This window comes from Neisseria subflava (assembly GCF_024205705.1).
Classification (GTDB): Bacteria; Pseudomonadota; Gammaproteobacteria; order Burkholderiales; family Neisseriaceae; genus Neisseria; species Neisseria subflava_D.
The window spans coordinates 2,124,790-2,140,258 of record NZ_CP073115.1; the positions used below are offsets into that span (position 1 = coordinate 2,124,790).

The following is a 15,469-nucleotide window of genomic DNA, read 5'->3' on the forward strand; positions in this document are numbered from 1 at the left end:
CGGCCTATTTGAGCAAGTCGTTGAGAGTAAATGCAATCAGCAATGCGGCAGGCACGCTGAGGATGGCACAAGTCGCCAGACAAAGTACGATGTTAGCCACCAGCCGCCAGCCCTTCCAAGCAAAGCATTTGGCCGCAATCAGCAGGCAAGGCAGGGAAAACAGCAGCCATACCAACGCCCACGTCGGATTGGCCTTGGTCGGCGCAACCCAGCCGGACATCCGCGCCAGCATAAACACCGCCCACACCAGCATAGGCAGCACAAATGCCGCTACGACCCACGCTGCGCCTACGCCGGTTTTGCCGTTTATATTCCAATCATATTTACCAAAAACCTTATTCGGCAACATAGTCATACTCCACAACTAAAGGGGCGTGATCCGAGAATTTTTCGTCTTTATAAACATGTGCGGAAACAGCTTTTTCGGCCAACTCCGGCGTAACCATCTGATAATCGATACGCCACCCGACATCTTTCGCATACGCTTGTCCGCGATTGCTCCACCAGGTATAGCCCGGCACATCGGTATAAAGTGTGCGCCACATATCCGTCCAACCGAGCTTGTGGATGACTTTGCCTATCCATTCGCGCTCTTCAGGCAAGAAGCCCGAATTTTTCTGATTGCCCTTCCAGTTTTTCAAGTCGATGTTTTGGTGGGCAATGTTCCAGTCACCGCAGACGACGATGTCGCGCCCTTCGTTTTTCATGGCTTCGAGCATGGGATAGAACGCGTCCAAAAAGCGGTATTTCACTTGTTGGCGCTCTTCCGCACTGCTGCCGCTGGGCAGATACAGCGAAATTACCGACAAATTGCCGAAATCGCAACGGACAAAACGGCCTTCCCTGTCAAATTCTTCAATGCCCATGCCGATTTGCACATTGTCGGGCTTGCGTTTGCTGTACACCGCCACGCCGCTGTAACCGCGCTTTTCGGCGCAATGCCAGTAGCCGTGCATACCGTGCGGATTTTTCATATCGTCTGACAGATCAGCCTCTTGTGCTTTCAGTTCCTGCACGCAGACGATGTCGGCACCGGAAGCGGCGATGTATTCATAAAAACCTTTTTTATAGGCGGAGCGGATGCCGTTGACGTTGGCAGAGATGATTTTCAACATAAGATTTGAGTGATTTTTAAAAACGGATAATAGGATTGAGGTTTTCAGACGGCCTGCAAGTCATAAACAAATACTTTGGAATTGCGGCCGTTGGCATTGTATTCCTGCCGGCGTTCGGCAGGCAGGTCATCGGCTGAGGCCGTCTGAAAGCCCCGTTCGACAAACCATTCGCCCGTATGCGTGGATAAGGCGAAGAGCGTTTTAATATTTAAGGCGCGTGCTTTTTGAAACAGATGTTCCAACAGCAATTCGCCGTAGCCGCCATCACGCGCTTCGGGCGACACCACCAGGCAGGCCAATTCGCCGCAGTCCGGCTCGGAAAAGGTTTTCAACGCCACGCAGCCGTAAATGTTTTGATCGTGTTCCAATACGGAAAAACTGGAAATATGGTTTTCCAAATACTCGCGGCTGCGGTGTAACAAGATGCCTTGTTCCGCCAAAGGACGGATTAAGGCGATGATGTGCGGAATGTCGTCGCTGCGTGCCTGACGGATGGAAACAAACGGCTCACGGGCAATAGATGTACCGCTGCCCTCGCGGGTAAACAGCTCACGCAGCAGGCTGCCGTCTTCACGGCCGTTGAGAATCTGCACCCGCGATACGCCGTTTTCCAACGCGCCTACCGCCGCATGCAGCAAATCGGCCGGCGCATCGGGATTGTCGTGTATCAATTCCTGCACTTCGCCGACAGACAAAGTATTGGCCAACGAGCCGTCGGCACGACGAATACCGGCTTCTTCGGTCAAGAAAACCAGTTTCTCCGCCTGCAAAGCCATGGCCACTTCCTGCGCGGTTTCGCACATACTCAGGTTGAAGGTTTTGCCGCTGTACGAATGCCCCAAAGGACTGATAAGCACCACCGCGCCGCCATCCAAACGCAAACGGATTTCTTCCGCGTCGATTTTGCGGACGGTACCGGTATAGCCCATGTCCACACCGTCGATAACGCCCAACGGACGGGCGGTAATAAAGTTGCCGCACGCGATAACCGGCGGCTTACTCCGTTGCTGTGCGGATACGCTGCTGAACAAGGCGGCTTCCACATCACTGCGGATAATCCCTGCCACCTGCTTCACTTCCATCAAAGTCGCTTCATCGGTAATCCGTCGGCTGCCGCTGTATTTCGGAACAAAATTCCGACCCGAAGCCAATTTGTCGAGCAAATGCCGCGAACCATGTACCAAGACCAAACGCAAGCCCAAGCTGGCCAACAGGTTCAAATCTGCGGCCAAACGAATCAGGGTTTCGCCTTCCAACAAGCTGTCGGTCACGCCGACCACCATGGTTTTGCCGCGCAAATATTGTATATAGGGCGCGGCCTCGCGAAAGCTGGCAACAAAATAGGCGATGGCACTCATAGCAGGGCAAGATAAAAGAGTTGCATAATCAAAACCGTCAGCGCAATCAGCGATGCCAACGTCCAGTTGAAACCGTCCTTGCGCGTTTTGACTGCCGCCTGCTCTTCCGCCTTAGGCTCTTCCTTGAGCGCGCTGTTGAGCAAATCGGAAATTTCTTTGCGCGAAAGTTTGGAATGCTTGAGGATTTGCGCGCCGATGTTATGCACGAGGCGCACATCCGTTACCGCCACAGGCAGATGGGCCGGATCGGCCGGCAGGTTGCCCGACAGATAATCCTTGGCCTTAAACATCCCCGAACAACGCGTGCAGACCACGAAACCCTGCGCTACGTTCAACTGGGCATCTTTCACCCAATGCGGCGTTTTACAATGAGGACAAGAACAAGCAGGCATGAGTATTTTCCGTAAGTGTATTGAATCAAAAATATATTTTAGCCAATGTTTCAGGCCGTCTGAAAACTGTTTCAGACGACCTGAGCATGATGTTATGGTTTAAACCGCGCCGTAACGTTCGCGATAGGCTTTGACCGGCTCGAAGAAGCCGCCAAATTCGGCATTGTTTTGCAAGAGCGTGAACAAGTCGTTCAGGTTGGCAATCGAAACCACCGGCAGGCCGTATTGTTTTTCGACTTCCTGCACCGCCGACAATTCGCCCGTGCCTTTTTCCATACGGTCGAGCGCAATGGCCACTGCAGCAGGCGTTGCACCTTCGGCCTCAATCAGTTTGACTGACTCGCGCACAGATGTACCGGCGGAAATCACATCATCGATAATCAGCACGCGGCCTTTTAAAGGCGCACCCACCAACACACCGCCCTCGCCGTGGTCTTTGGCTTCTTTGCGGTTGTAGGCAAACGGTACGTTTACGCCTTTTTCCGCCAACATCATCGCTGTTGCCGCCGCCAAAATAATGCCTTTATAGGCTGGGCCGAACAGCATATCGAACTTCACGCCGCTGGCAATAATGGCCTCGGCGTAAAACTTCGCCAGCTGCAAAGTCGATGCGCCGTCATTGAACAAACCGGCATTGAAAAAATAAGGCGACTGACGGCCGGCCTTGGTCGTAAATTCGCCGAATTTCAACACGTTTTGTGCCAAAGCGAATTTGAGGAAGTCTTGACGGAAATCGGACATTTGGGTTCTCCCGAAAGATGTTGATTTATCAAAGAAACGATTATAAAGGATTCATGCGGAAAAATCAGGCCGTCTGAAAGCAGGTTCAGTCCCGCTTTAAACCGACTTGCCCTATTCCCTTTCAAACCGACAAGGTGGCATTGCCGTCTTATCCCAGCGACCAAAACAGATTATTCCCGATGATACGGATGATTGTGCAAAATCGAAACGGCGCGATAAAGCTGCTCGGTCAGCAAAACGCGCACCATGCCGTGCGGCAAAGTCAGGCTGGAAAGGCGCATCATCATGTTTGCCTGCTGTTTCAAACGGTCGGTCATGCCGTCTGCGCCGCCGATAATAAAGCAGACGTGTTCGCCGTTTTGCTGCCAGCTTTTCAGATGTTGTGCCAATTCGACCGAAGTCGGCGCTTTGCCGCGTTCGTCCAATACCACCAAAAACGCGCCCTGCGGTATGGCTTCCAGCAGGCGTTTTTCTTCAGCTGCCATGCCCTGAGCCGCATTCACACCCGCGCCGCGTTTTTCGGGCTTGATTTCTTTCAGCGCATAATTGACATCGCGCCCGAAGCGTTTGGCGTACTCGCCGACGGCTTCATCCACCCAACGCGGCATTTTCGTGCCGACAGCCAAGACGGTGATATTCATGGAGTATCCTTTGTTATCGAATTGTCGGTTGGGCATTATGGTCAAGCAAGTTCTCAACCTTTTCAAACCATGAGCCAATGCCCACGCAACCGACTGAAAATAAAAGGCCGTCTGAAAGCCGAATGTATCCCGTTCGGCTGTTTCAGACGGCCTTTCAATGATTAGCAGTGAACCAGCGTACCTTCGTTTTCGCCGGTTACCACGCGTTTGAGCGAGCCTTCTTTAGCAATGCCGAATACCACGATATTGAGCTTGCGTTCGCGGCAGAGGGCGAAAGCAGTGGCATCCATCACTTTGAGGTTTTTCAATAAGGCTTCATCAAAAGTAATGGTTTCGTAGCGTGTTGCAGATGGGTCTTTTTTCGGGTCTGCGGTGTACACGCCGTCGACGTTGGTGGCTTTGAGCATCACGTCGCAGTTCATTTCCGCGCCGCGCAATGCGGCGGCAGTGTCGGTCGTGAAGAACGGATTACCGGTACCGGCGGCGAAAATCACGACTTTGCCTTCTTCCAAATATTGAATGGCTTTAGGACGGGCGTAAGTTTCAGCGATTTGCTGCATAGACAGTGCGGATTGAACACGCGCTTTGATGCCCAAGGTTTCAAATGCGTCTTTGAGTGCCAAGGCGTTCATAACGGTCGCCATCATGCCCATGTAGTCGGCAGTGGCGCGGTCCATGCTGCCTGCTTGGGCGGATACGCCGCGGAAAATGTTACCGCCGCCGACAACGATACCGACTTGCACGCCCATTCTCACGATTTCGGCAATTTCGCCGACAGTTTGAACGATGGTATCGTGATTGATACCGAATGGATCAGAGCCCATCAGGGATTCGCCGGAGAGTTTCAGTAATACACGTTTGTATTTGATTTGCTGTGTCATGGGATACCTTGCTTTCTTGAATGTCGTCGGTCGGAGTTGGGCCGTCTGAATTTCAAACGGTCGGATTACAATGATATGGTGTGTCGTTCTATTATTGTTTTGTTTTCAGACGGCCTTTATATTCGGTCGTCTTAAAATAGGTACCGTAAACGGTTTTCTCAAAAAAAAGCACCCTGATTCGTTTGGAATCTAGGTGCTTTCTTTTTCATAAGTGCCTTACACTTTAGCAGCGGCAGCAACTTCGGCTGCGTAGTCAACAACGGCTTTCTCGATACCGTCGCCTACTTTGTAGCGTACGAAGCTAATCACTTCAGTGCCGTTTTCTTTAGCGAATTGGGCAACAGTTTGGTCAGGGTTCATCACGAATGCTTGGCCGTTCAGAGTGATTTCAGCCAAGAATTTGCGGATACGGCCTTCAACCATTTTAGCGGCGATGTCGGCAGGTTTGCCGGAAGCGATAGCTTGCTCGGTGTAGATATGGCGTTCTTTTTCAACGGTTTCAGCATCTACTTCGGCTTCGCTTACGCATTGAGGTTTGGCGGCAACAATGTGCATACCGATTTTGCGTGCTACGTCTTCAGAGCCTTTGTACTCAACCAATACGCCTTCGGTAGCCAAAGCACCGTGGATGTAGGCAACCAGTTGGTTGGCAGTGTCGATCACTTGGAAGCGGCGAACAGACATGTTCTCGCCCAATTTAGCGATGATGGCTTTACGTTCTGCTTCAACCAGTTCGCTCAGTTCTTCAACAGAAGCCGGTTTTTTCTCGGCAGCAGTTTTAGCAACGAAGTTGGCAAATTCTACAAAGCCGGCGTCTTTAGCAACGAAGTCGGTTTCGCAGTTTACCTCAACCAATGCGCCGACATTGCCGTTGATCGCGTAAGCCAATACGCCTTCGGCAGCAGTACGGCCAGCCAGTTTACCGGCTTTCGCACCAGATTTAATACGCAGGATTTCTTCGGCTTTGTCGAAGTTGCCTTCAGCTTCAACCAAGGCTTTTTTGCATTCCATCATGCCCAGGCCGGTAGCGGCGCGCAGGTCGGCAACCATTTTTGCAGTAATTTCTGCCATTTTGAATCTCCTAGATTTTTGGGAACACGGCCATCGCCGTGTTTGGAAATAGTGGCCGTCTGAAACGGATTTCAGAACGGGATTTGAGAAAAGGGGCATAACGCCCCTCTTCTGTGTACCGAATTACTCGGCAGCAGCTTCTTGGGCAGCGGCTACAGTTTCTTGCAGCGCTTGGTTTTTGCCTTCCAAAACTGCGTCAGCGATGCCGCGGCAGTACAGGCGGATAGCTTTAGCGGAGTCATCGTTACCAGGGATAACGTATTTCACGCCGTCAGGGCTGTTGTTGGTATCGACTACGGCGATAACAGGGATGCCCAATTTTTCAGCTTCAACCAGAGTACCTTTTTGGTAGCCGGTATCGATAACGAAAATCGCGTCAGGCAGGCCTTTCATGTTTTTGATACCGCCCAAAGAACGTTCCAGTTTTTCAACGTCGCGTTGCATTTCCAGAATTTCTTTTTTGTTGAAACCGCCTTCAGCAGCGTTTTCCAGGGCAGCAGTTTTTTCTTCCAGGCGTTTGATGGATTGCTTAACGGTTTTGTAGTTAGTCAGCATACCACCCAACCAGCGGTAATCAACGAAAGGCATACCGGCACGGGTAGCTTCTTCGCGGATAATGTCGCGGGCTTGGCGTTTGGTACCTACGAACAATACTGTACCTTTGTTGGCAACCAGACGACGTACGGCTTCTTGCGCCTCTTGGAACATTGGCAGAGTTTTTTCCAAGTTTACGATATGGATTTTGTTGCGCGCACCGAAAATGTATTGAGCCATTTTCGGGTTCCAAAAACGGGTTTGGTGACCGAAGTGAACACCGGCTTCAATCATCTGACGCATAGTAATTTGAGACATGTTATTTCCTTGAAAGGGTTAAAGAGCACACATTCAATCGCATAGAACTTGATAGGCGGCGCCTATTGTCAAGCACCCTTCGGCGAAAGTGGGCATAAGTTTAAAAAAATAAAAGAGTGTTTCCGAAATGGAAAACTGACGGATTATAGCGGATAAGAGGCCGTCTGAAAAGGGATTTTATACCTTTCCGTCCTGTTTTTTATCCGTCTGTACCGCCTTTTGGCGGGCCGCTTCAAACTCCGCCTGCTCCTGTCGTTTCATCAAGCGGTTGCGGCGGCGGATGGTCACGACGAAGACCGTGAACACAGTGGGCAACACCGCCCAAAAAACCAAATAAATCAACGCGCGCGCAATACTCGGCTGCGCGGCGGAAAACATCACGGCAACAAAAAGATAGCCGATGGCGACAATGTGCCACATTGTGTGCGTCCTGTTTGAATGTTAACAAAATCGTTATAATCGCAACATTCTACCGCAATCCTGAAAGGCCGTCTGAAAATGAGGAATCCCGAAAAATCGGCATTACGCAAACAGTTTCGCCGCGCACGCGCCCAAATGAGCGCAGACGAGCGAAACGCCGCCACCGAAACCATCAACCGCCTGCTCAAGCCCTACATCAAAAAAGGACGGAAAATCGGCGTGTATTGGCCGATGGGCAAGGAATTGCGATTGGACGGCTTTGTCCGTGCCGCACAAAAACGCGGCGCAAAACTCTACCTGCCCTATATCGAACCGAACACACGGCGGATGTGGTTCACCCCCTACCCTGCCGACGGTGCCAAACAAGAACGCAAACGCGGCCGCGCCAAATTGCATGTCCCCCAATTCACCGGCAAAAAAATCCGCGTCCACCAACTCAGCCTGCTGCTTGTCCCCATCGTCGGCATCGACAAACGCGGCTACCGCCTCGGACAGGCCGGCGGCTATTACGACGCCACCCTCTCCGCCATGAAATACCGCCTGCAAACCCAAACCCTCGGCGTAGGCTTCGGCTGCCAACTGACCGACACACTGCCACGCGAACCGCACGACCTGCCGTTGGACGGGTTTGTATCGGAGTCGGGCGTGCTGGTGTTCAAACATCATTAATCAATAGCTTTCAGACGACCTCAGAGATGCCGTCCGTTAAGACACTATAAAAGGTCGTCTGAAAAATCAAACCATCAAATACAAAGGAAACCACATGGCTGATTTTTCATCCGCTCCCGTTTTGTCCTTCGACCGTGTCCGTCTCGAACCTTTGACGGCGGCACACGAAGCTGGTTTGCGCGAAGCAGTTTGCGACGGCGAAGTCTGGAAGCTGAACGTAACCAGCGCGCCCGAACCCGACCAAGTGGCGGACTACATCCGCACCGCCACGCAAACCCGCCTCGCCTTTGCCGTCATCAACGAAGACACGGGAAAAATTGTTGGCTCGACTTCGCTTTACCACATCGACCCCGCCATCCCCCGCCTCTACATCGGTTTCACATGGTACGCCCTGTCGGCACGGCGCACACGCATCAATACCGCCTGCAAAATCATGTTGCTCGACTACGTTTTCGACACTTTAAACTGCCGCTGCGCCTGCTGGCAGACCGACAACCTCAACACCGCCTCCCAACGCGCCATCGAACGCTTGGGTGCACACCAAGACGGCATCTTGCGCTGCCACAAGCTGCGGAAAGACGGCAGCGTGCGCGATACGGTTGAATACAGCCTGCTGCGTGAGGAATGGCCGCAGGCAAGGGTAAAACTGCTCGAAAAAGCGGCAGCTTATGACGCGTCCTGAAAAAACGTTTTCTTCTTCATTTTTTCATCAGAACACGCCCATCTTGCTGACAATCCGAACTCTTTAAAAAATTAATGAAATAAGGTGCAACACCGTCAATCTCCTGATAAATAAAGGCCGTCTGAAAGTTTCAGACGGCCTTTATTCGGATTAAACCTTACTTAGCATCTTTAAATCCGCGTTTCAAATGCACCATCAGCAATGCGACGGCGGCAGGCGTGACGCCGGAAATTCGGCTGGCTTGTCCGACGGTTTCGGGTTTGTGCTGATTGAGCTTTTGCTGCACTTCTGCCGACAAACCTTTGACTTTGCTGTAATCAATATCCTCAGGTAGTTTCAAGGTTTCGATGTCGCGACGGCTGTCGATTTCTTCGTTTTGGCGGTCGATATAGCCTTGGTATTTGACTTGGATTTCGACTTGTTCGACCACGCTGTCGGCAAGCGCAGTTTCAGGTTGTGCGTCGGGCAGAGTCATCAGCGCGGCGTAGTCGAGGTTCGGGCGGCGCAGGAGGTCGTGCAGGTTGGCTTCGCGGCTGAGTTTTTGGCCGAATACGCGCAGCTGCTCTTCTTCGGCGAGTTTTTGCGGCGTGTACCACGTTGTTTTCAAACGTTGGATTTCGCGTTCGATGGCTTCGCGTTTTTCGTTGAACATGCGCCATTGCTCTTCACCCACCAAGCCGATTTTGTAGCCGTCTTCGGTCAGGCGCATGTCGGCGTTGTCTTCCCTGAGTTGCAGGCGGTATTCGGCGCGGCTGGTGAACATGCGGTAGGGTTCGTTCACGCCTTTGGTGATGAGGTCGTCCACCAATACGCCGAGATAGGCTTGTTCGCGGCGCAGCAGGAGCGGATCTTGTTCGCGGATATATTGCACGGCGTTTGCGCCTGCGAGCAGGCCTTGTGCGGCGGCTTCTTCGTAGCCGGTCGTGCCGTTGATTTGTCCGGCGAAGAAGAGGCCTTGGATGGTTTTGGTTTCGAGGCTGGCTTTGAGGTTGCGCGGATCGAAATAGTCGTATTCGATGGCGTAGCCGGGGCGCAGGATATGGGCGTTTTCCAGGCCTTTCATGCTGCGCACGAGCGCGATTTGGATGTCGAACGGCAGGCTGGTGGAGATACCGTTAGGATAGTATTCGTGCGTGGTCAGGCCTTCGGGTTCGAGGAAAATCTGGTGGCTGTCTTTGTCGGCGAAGCGGTTGATTTTGTCTTCGATAGACGGACAATAACGCGGGCCGACGCCTTCGATTTTGCCGGTAAACATCGGGCTGCGGTCGAAGCCTGAGCGGATGATGTCGTGGGTTTGCGTGTTGGTATGCGTAATCCAGCAGGACACTTGGCGCGGGTGCATATCGGCGCTGCCGCGTACGGACATTACGGGCACAGGCGTATCACCGGGCTGTTCGGTCAGTTGGGAGAAGTCAATCGTGCGTCCGTCGATACGCGGCGGTGTGCCGGTTTTCAGACGGCCTTGCGGCAGCTTCAATTCGCGCAAACGGCCGCCCAAGGATTTGGCAGCTGGATCGCCGGCACGGCCGCCTTCGTAGTTTTCCAAACCGATGTGGATTTTGCCGGACAAAAACGTGCCTGCGGTCAACACGACGGCGCGTGCTTTAAACTCCACGCCCATCGCGGTAACCACGCCGCTGATGCGTTCGCCATCAAGCGTTACGTCTTCGACGGCTTGTTGGAAAAGGTCGAGGTTTTCTTGGTTTTCCAACATTTCGCGGATGGCGGCTTTATATAGGATGCGGTCTGCCTGCGCGCGCGTGGCTCGCACTGCTGCGCCTTTGCTGGCGTTCAAGCGGCGGAACTGGATACCGGATTTGTCGGTGGCCAACGCCATCGCGCCGCCCAATGCGTCGAGTTCGCGCACAAGGTGGCCTTTGCCGATGCCGCCGATGGAAGGGTTACACGACATTTGGCCGAGGGTTTCGATGTTGTGTGAGAGCAGCAGGGTTTGCGCACCCATGCGTGCGGCGGCAAGTGCGGCTTCGGTACCGGCATGGCCGCCACCGACGACAATCACGTCGTAGGTTTTGGGGTAAATCATGTAAGTCATTTTTATGTGTTCTGTAAAGGTTTCAGACGGCCTTTTATTGATCAGGCCGTCTGAAAAGTGGAATCAAATCTTAAAAAACCAAGCTTAAAAGGTATAGCCTGTTTCCAATTCGTCATCGCCGACCAATTCGACCAGCAACGCATAGAGCGGCGCCAAATCGTTGTAGCGGCGCGATACGCGGCGCAAGTAGTTCAAGAAGCGCGGGATTTCAGGACGGTATTTGTCTTTGCCGTCGCGGTAGTACAGGCGGGCAAAAATACCAACCACTTTCAAATGGCGTTGTACACCCATCCATTCAAACCAGCGGTAGAACTCGTCAAACTCGGCAGGCACAGGCAATTGAGCAGCGCGTGCTTTTTCCCAGTAGCGGATGACCAAGTCCAACACAAATTCTTCTTCCCATTCGATAAACGCATCGCGCAACAGCGACACCAAATCATAGGAAATCGGGCCGTAAAGCGCGTCTTGGAAATCCAACACGCCCGGACGGCCTTTTGCCAGCATCAGATTGCGGACAATAAAGTCGCGATGGACATACACTTTGGGCTGTGCCAACAGGGGCGGTAGCAGCGTATCGACGGTTTGCTGCCACAACTGGCGTTGTTTGAAGGTCAACTCGCGGCCCAATTCTTTGGCCACAAACCATTCGGGGAACAAGTTAATCTCGCGCAGCATGACTTCGCGGTCGTATTCCGGCAGTTTGCCGGGTTGGCTGGCTTTTTGCAGCTCGATCAGTTCGTCGATGGCTTCGAGCAGCAGGGCTTTGTGGGCGGTTTCACTGTTTTCCTGATTCATGGCGGTCAGGAATGTGGTATTGCCCAAATCGTTCAACACCATAAAGCCCAACGCTTCATCCACATGAAGCACTTGCGGCACATTGACCATGTTAAACAGTTTTTGCACTTTCAAATAAGGCGCAACACTCATCTTCTCAGGAGGCGCATCCATACAGATAACGGTCTGGCCGTCTGAAAACGTCGCGCGGAAATAACGGCGGAAGTCGGCATCGGCTGCCGCAAAGCTCAATTCGAACGGCTGGTTCGGGTAAACAGACGCCAGCCAGTTTTGTAATTCGGTTTGTCGTTGCATAGCGGTATCGCAGAATTTCAGGTTACAATAACCGCTATTCTAACTGGCAAACCGATTTAAGGGGCGATTTTGGCTCGTTTATTTTCACTCAAACCCTTGGTACTCGCCTTAATTATGGGCTTTGGCGCAACAGCCGTGCGCGCGGAAGATGCTTCTGTTCCGCAGGCGGAAGACTATACCCCTGCCCACGCCGCCGAATCCAAACCGGCAAAAACAGGCCAAAGCGAAGCCGATCCGCTTTCCTTGGGCAGCACTTGCCTGTTTTGCGACCATGAAGATGCCAAGCCGGCCGAAACCGCCGAAATCAAACGTAGCGGCGAGCCTGCCCTGCCTGCCGATTACACCCGCGTCAACGCCGATAAAATAGAAGGCCAGACCCAAGTCGGCGTCCGTGCCGAAGGCGACGTCATTGTCGAGCGCAATGCCGATGTTCTCAACGCCGATTGGGCACAATACGACCAAGCCGCCGATACTGTTACCGCCGGCGACCGCTTTACCCTGTATCAAAACGGTTCGACCGTATCCGGCGACCAATTGGTTTACAACCTCAAAAACCAAACCGGTTCCGGCACCGCCGTGCGCCTCAATACCGAACAAGGCGGCCGCCGCCTTCAAAGTGTCAGCGAAAAAGCCGAACTCAAAGGCAAAGGCCTCTATAAACTCATCAATACCAAATTCAACACCTGTTCGCCCGGCGACGCCAGCTGGTATATCCAAGCGCAAAGCATCGAAGCCGATGAATCGACAGGCATCGGCGTGGCCAAACACGCTTCACTGGTATTCGGCGGCGTCCCCGTCCTCTACACGCCTTGGGCGGACTTCCCCATCAACGGCAACCGCAAAAGCGGCCTGCTCGTTCCGACCATTGCCACCGGTTCAGACGGCCTTGAGCTGAGCCTGCCCTACTACTTCAACCTTGCGCCGAATTTGGATGCCACCTTCCGCCCGGGCATTATCAGTAAACGCGGTGTACAACTGGGCGGCCAAGTGCGTTATCTGCAACCGAATTACAGCGGCGAAGTCGATGGCGACTGGATGCCGAACGACCAAAAAAGCGTCCACAACAACCGCTACCAGTTCAAATGGAAACACCAGCAGCAGCTGAACAGCAAAATCAGCGGCGGCATCAACTACAACCAAGTTTCCGACGACGATTACTACCGCGACTTCTACGGCCGCGAAGACATCGCGCGCAACGTCAACCTCGACCGTCAGGCATGGCTCAATTACAGCGACAAACTGTTGGGCGGCAGCTTCGACGGCTCGTTACGCGTACAAAAATACCAAACGCTGGCCAACCAAGACGGCTATAAGGACGAACCTTATGCCATCATGCCCCGTCTGACCGGCCGTTGGCAAAGCCATCTCGGCAAAGCGCAACTCAACGTGTTCGGCCAATTCACCCGTTTTGACCACGATACCAAGCAAGACGGCAGCCGCGTGGTACTCTACCCGAGCGTTAAATGGGACTTCCACAACCAATGGGGCTACATCCGACCTAAAGTCGGCGTACATGCCACTTATTACAGCCTCAACAGCTTCAACGGCCAAAGCAGCCGCAATGTCAGCCGCGTCCTGCCGATCATCAACGTCGACAGCGGCCTGACTTTCGAGCGCAGGGCCCGTCTATTCGGCGGAGAATACCTGCAAACGCTTGAACCGCGCATGTTTTACAACTACATTCCGACCAAGTCCCAAAACGACCTGCCTAATTTCGACAGCTCCGAAAACAGCTTTACCTATTCGCAGCTGTTCCGCGAAAACCTGTATTCGGGCAACGATCGCATCAATTCGGCCAACAGCCTGACGCTGGCTACACAAAGCCGTATCCTCAACCCCAACACCGGTGCGGAACTCTTCCGTGCAGGTATCGGCCAGAAGTTTTATTTCAAAAAAGACAACGTCCTGCCTGACGGCAACGTCAGCAATTATCCGCGCAGCCAATCCGACTGGGTAGCCTTTGCACACGGCAACCTTACTCCGAGCACCCGCATTGATTTGGATATCCACTACAACCAAAACCTAAGCCGTGCCGAAAGCTACGCCGCTGGGATTACCTACAACCCCGAGCCCGGCAAAGTCTTAAGCGCGCGCTACAAATATGGACGCAACGAGCGCATTTATCTGCAAGCCAACGGCGACTATTTCTACGACAGACTCAGTCAAATCGACCTTGTCGCCCAATGGCCGTTGAGTAAAAACCTGTACGCCGTCGCCCGTTACAACTACGAAATCGAAGCCAAAAAACCGCTGGAAATGCTCATCGGTGCAGAATACAAAAGCAACTGCGGCTGCTGGAGCGCAAGCTTGGTCGGCCAACGCTATGTTACCGGCGAAAACAGCCACAAAAACGCCGTATTCTTCAACCTCCAACTCAAAGACTTGAGCAATATCGGCAACAACCCATTCGAAAAACTCCGCTTAGCCATCCCCGGTTACAGCAAAACCAACGAGGTAGTCAAACAATGAACTTCAAACCCCTGATTCTCGTCGCCGCACTCACTCTCGCAGCAGGCGCACACGCCGCTCCTAAAGCCAAAGCGACCAAAGCGCGTACCAACAAAACTCCAGTCGTCAGCGCCACTACCATGCCTGCCATACAAAGCGGCGTACATCTTTCAGACGGCATTGCCGCGGTTGTCGACAACGAAGTCATTACCCACCGCCAAGTAGCGCAAGCCGTAGCGCAAGCGCGTCAAACCATGCCTAAAGGCACGCAAATGGACGCCAACGAGCTGCGCCAACAAGTTTTGGCACAAATGATCAACCAATCCCTGATCCTCCAAGCAGGCAAACGCCGCAACATCCAAGCGACCGATAGCGAAATCGAAGCCGTTATCGCGCACAACCCCAACATCAAAAATCCGTCTGCCGCCGTCCGTCAAGATATCGCCGACAGCATTATTGTTGAAAAAGTGCGCCAACAAGCCATCATGCAAAACAGCCGCGTCAGCGACTCCGAAGTGGCACGTTACATCGAGCAGGCCAAACAACAAGGCGTGACCCTGCCTGAAGCAGACCCTGTGCGCCAATACCATGCCCAACACATCCTCATTAAAGCCGACAACGACAATGCCGCCGTCGGCGCAGAAAGCACCATCCGCAAAATCTACTCACAGGCCCGCAGCGGCGCAGATTTCGGCGGTTTGGCACGCCAATACTCGCAAGACAGCAGCGCCGGCAATGGCGGCGATTTGGGCTGGTTTGCCGACGGCATGATGGTTGCCCCATTTGAAGAAGCCGTCCACAAACTCAAACCCGGCCAAATCAGCGCCCCTGTCCGCACCCAATTCGGCTGGCACATCATCAAGCTGAACGACGTCCGCGAAGCAGGTACGCCTGAAGAGCGCCAACAAAACGCCGTCCGCCAATATCTGTCCCAACAAAAAGCACAACAGGCGACCACCAACCTCCTACGCGAACTGCACAGCAGCTCATACGTTGACGTACGCTAATTGCGCGTATTGTTAAAAAAGCAGAAATCCGTACAATAAGGCCGTCTGAA

At 53.1% G+C, this 15,469-nt stretch carries 16 protein-coding genes; 4 read left to right on the plus strand and 12 right to left on the minus strand.

What is annotated here, in order from left to right:
* Window positions 1-4 precede the first annotated feature (4 nt).
* The 10 genes from KCG54_RS10205 to KCG54_RS10250 all read right to left on the minus strand — a co-directional run bounded on the left by KCG54_RS10205 (window position 5) and on the right by KCG54_RS10250 (window position 7,471).
* A complete protein-coding gene (locus KCG54_RS10205) occupies window positions 5-349 on the minus strand; it encodes a hypothetical protein (RefSeq protein ID WP_070608462.1) in 345 nt (114 codons plus the stop codon).
* Entirely contained in the window at window positions 336-1,115 is a 780-nt protein-coding gene (locus KCG54_RS10210) for an exodeoxyribonuclease III (RefSeq protein WP_254324109.1), read from the minus strand. The genes KCG54_RS10205 and KCG54_RS10210 overlap by 14 nt, the downstream gene beginning before the upstream one ends.
* A 44-nt stretch (window positions 1,116-1,159) precedes the next feature.
* On the minus strand, window positions 1,160-2,473 hold the full coding sequence (argA, locus tag KCG54_RS10215) for an amino-acid N-acetyltransferase (protein ID WP_254324110.1): 1,314 nt from the start codon (window positions 2,471-2,473) through the stop codon (window positions 1,160-1,162).
* Window positions 2,470-2,865 (minus strand): MJ0042-type zinc finger domain-containing protein, encoded by a 396-nt coding sequence (locus tag KCG54_RS10220; RefSeq protein WP_039862294.1) that lies wholly within the window; start codon window positions 2,863-2,865, stop codon window positions 2,470-2,472. Before KCG54_RS10220 ends, argA begins: the two co-directional genes overlap by 4 nt.
* Window positions 2,866-2,964: 99 nt before the next feature.
* Window positions 2,965-3,606 carry an orotate phosphoribosyltransferase gene (gene pyrE, locus KCG54_RS10225; RefSeq protein ID WP_003682682.1) on the minus strand — a complete coding sequence of 214 codons (642 nt, stop codon included), beginning with the start codon at window positions 3,604-3,606 and terminating at the stop codon, window positions 2,965-2,967.
* A gap of 170 nt (window positions 3,607-3,776) precedes the next feature.
* Complete coding sequence (gene rlmH, locus KCG54_RS10230) at window positions 3,777-4,247, minus strand: 23S rRNA (pseudouridine(1915)-N(3))-methyltransferase RlmH (RefSeq protein WP_036493712.1); 471 nt, start codon at window positions 4,245-4,247, stop codon at window positions 3,777-3,779.
* A gap of 161 nt (window positions 4,248-4,408) precedes the next feature.
* Entirely contained in the window at window positions 4,409-5,128 is a 720-nt protein-coding gene (gene pyrH, locus KCG54_RS10235) for a UMP kinase (protein WP_003708812.1), read from the minus strand.
* Window positions 5,129-5,344: 216 nt separating this feature from the next.
* The gene (gene tsf, locus KCG54_RS10240; protein WP_002223203.1) at window positions 5,345-6,199 is read right to left on the minus strand and encodes a translation elongation factor Ts; all 855 of its coding nucleotides are present in this window, start codon (window positions 6,197-6,199) and stop codon (window positions 5,345-5,347) included.
* Window positions 6,200-6,322: 123 nt separating this feature from the next.
* The gene (gene rpsB, locus KCG54_RS10245; protein WP_002230071.1) at window positions 6,323-7,051 is read right to left on the minus strand and encodes a 30S ribosomal protein S2; all 729 of its coding nucleotides are present in this window, start codon (window positions 7,049-7,051) and stop codon (window positions 6,323-6,325) included.
* Window positions 7,052-7,228: 177 nt separating this feature from the next.
* Window positions 7,229-7,471, minus strand: coding sequence for a hypothetical protein (locus KCG54_RS10250; RefSeq protein WP_254324111.1), 243 nt, complete (start codon window positions 7,469-7,471; stop codon window positions 7,229-7,231).
* A gap of 78 nt (window positions 7,472-7,549) precedes the next feature.
* Here KCG54_RS10250 and KCG54_RS10255 point away from each other — a divergent pair, with 78 nt between their 5' ends.
* Together KCG54_RS10255 and KCG54_RS10260 are read left to right on the plus strand one after the other, a co-directional pair.
* The gene (locus KCG54_RS10255) at window positions 7,550-8,140 is read left to right on the plus strand and encodes a 5-formyltetrahydrofolate cyclo-ligase (RefSeq protein ID WP_254324112.1); all 591 of its coding nucleotides are present in this window, start codon (window positions 7,550-7,552) and stop codon (window positions 8,138-8,140) included.
* A gap of 94 nt (window positions 8,141-8,234) precedes the next feature.
* Window positions 8,235-8,822: a GNAT family N-acetyltransferase gene (locus KCG54_RS10260; protein WP_254324113.1), complete on the plus strand. Its 588-nt coding sequence runs from the start codon at window positions 8,235-8,237 to the stop codon at window positions 8,820-8,822.
* A gap of 157 nt (window positions 8,823-8,979) precedes the next feature.
* Here KCG54_RS10260 and mnmG read toward each other — a convergent pair whose 3' ends face one another.
* Window positions 8,980-10,875, minus strand: coding sequence for a tRNA uridine-5-carboxymethylaminomethyl(34) synthesis enzyme MnmG (mnmG, locus tag KCG54_RS10265; protein WP_254324114.1), 1,896 nt, complete (start codon window positions 10,873-10,875; stop codon window positions 8,980-8,982).
* An 84-nt stretch (window positions 10,876-10,959) separates the two neighbouring features.
* The gene (gene amgK, locus KCG54_RS10270) at window positions 10,960-11,964 is read right to left on the minus strand and encodes an N-acetylmuramate/N-acetylglucosamine kinase AmgK (RefSeq protein WP_254324115.1); all 1,005 of its coding nucleotides are present in this window, start codon (window positions 11,962-11,964) and stop codon (window positions 10,960-10,962) included.
* 69 nt (window positions 11,965-12,033) lie between these two features.
* Between amgK and KCG54_RS10275 the strand changes: the two genes are divergently transcribed.
* Together KCG54_RS10275 and KCG54_RS10280 are read left to right on the plus strand one after the other, a co-directional pair.
* Complete coding sequence (locus KCG54_RS10275) at window positions 12,034-14,433, plus strand: LPS-assembly protein LptD (RefSeq protein ID WP_349306429.1); 2,400 nt, start codon at window positions 12,034-12,036, stop codon at window positions 14,431-14,433.
* The gene (locus tag KCG54_RS10280; RefSeq protein ID WP_063076196.1) at window positions 14,430-15,419 is read left to right on the plus strand and encodes a peptidylprolyl isomerase; all 990 of its coding nucleotides are present in this window, start codon (window positions 14,430-14,432) and stop codon (window positions 15,417-15,419) included. The genes KCG54_RS10275 and KCG54_RS10280 overlap by 4 nt, the downstream gene beginning before the upstream one ends.
* The last annotated feature ends 50 nt before the right edge of the window (window positions 15,420-15,469 follow it).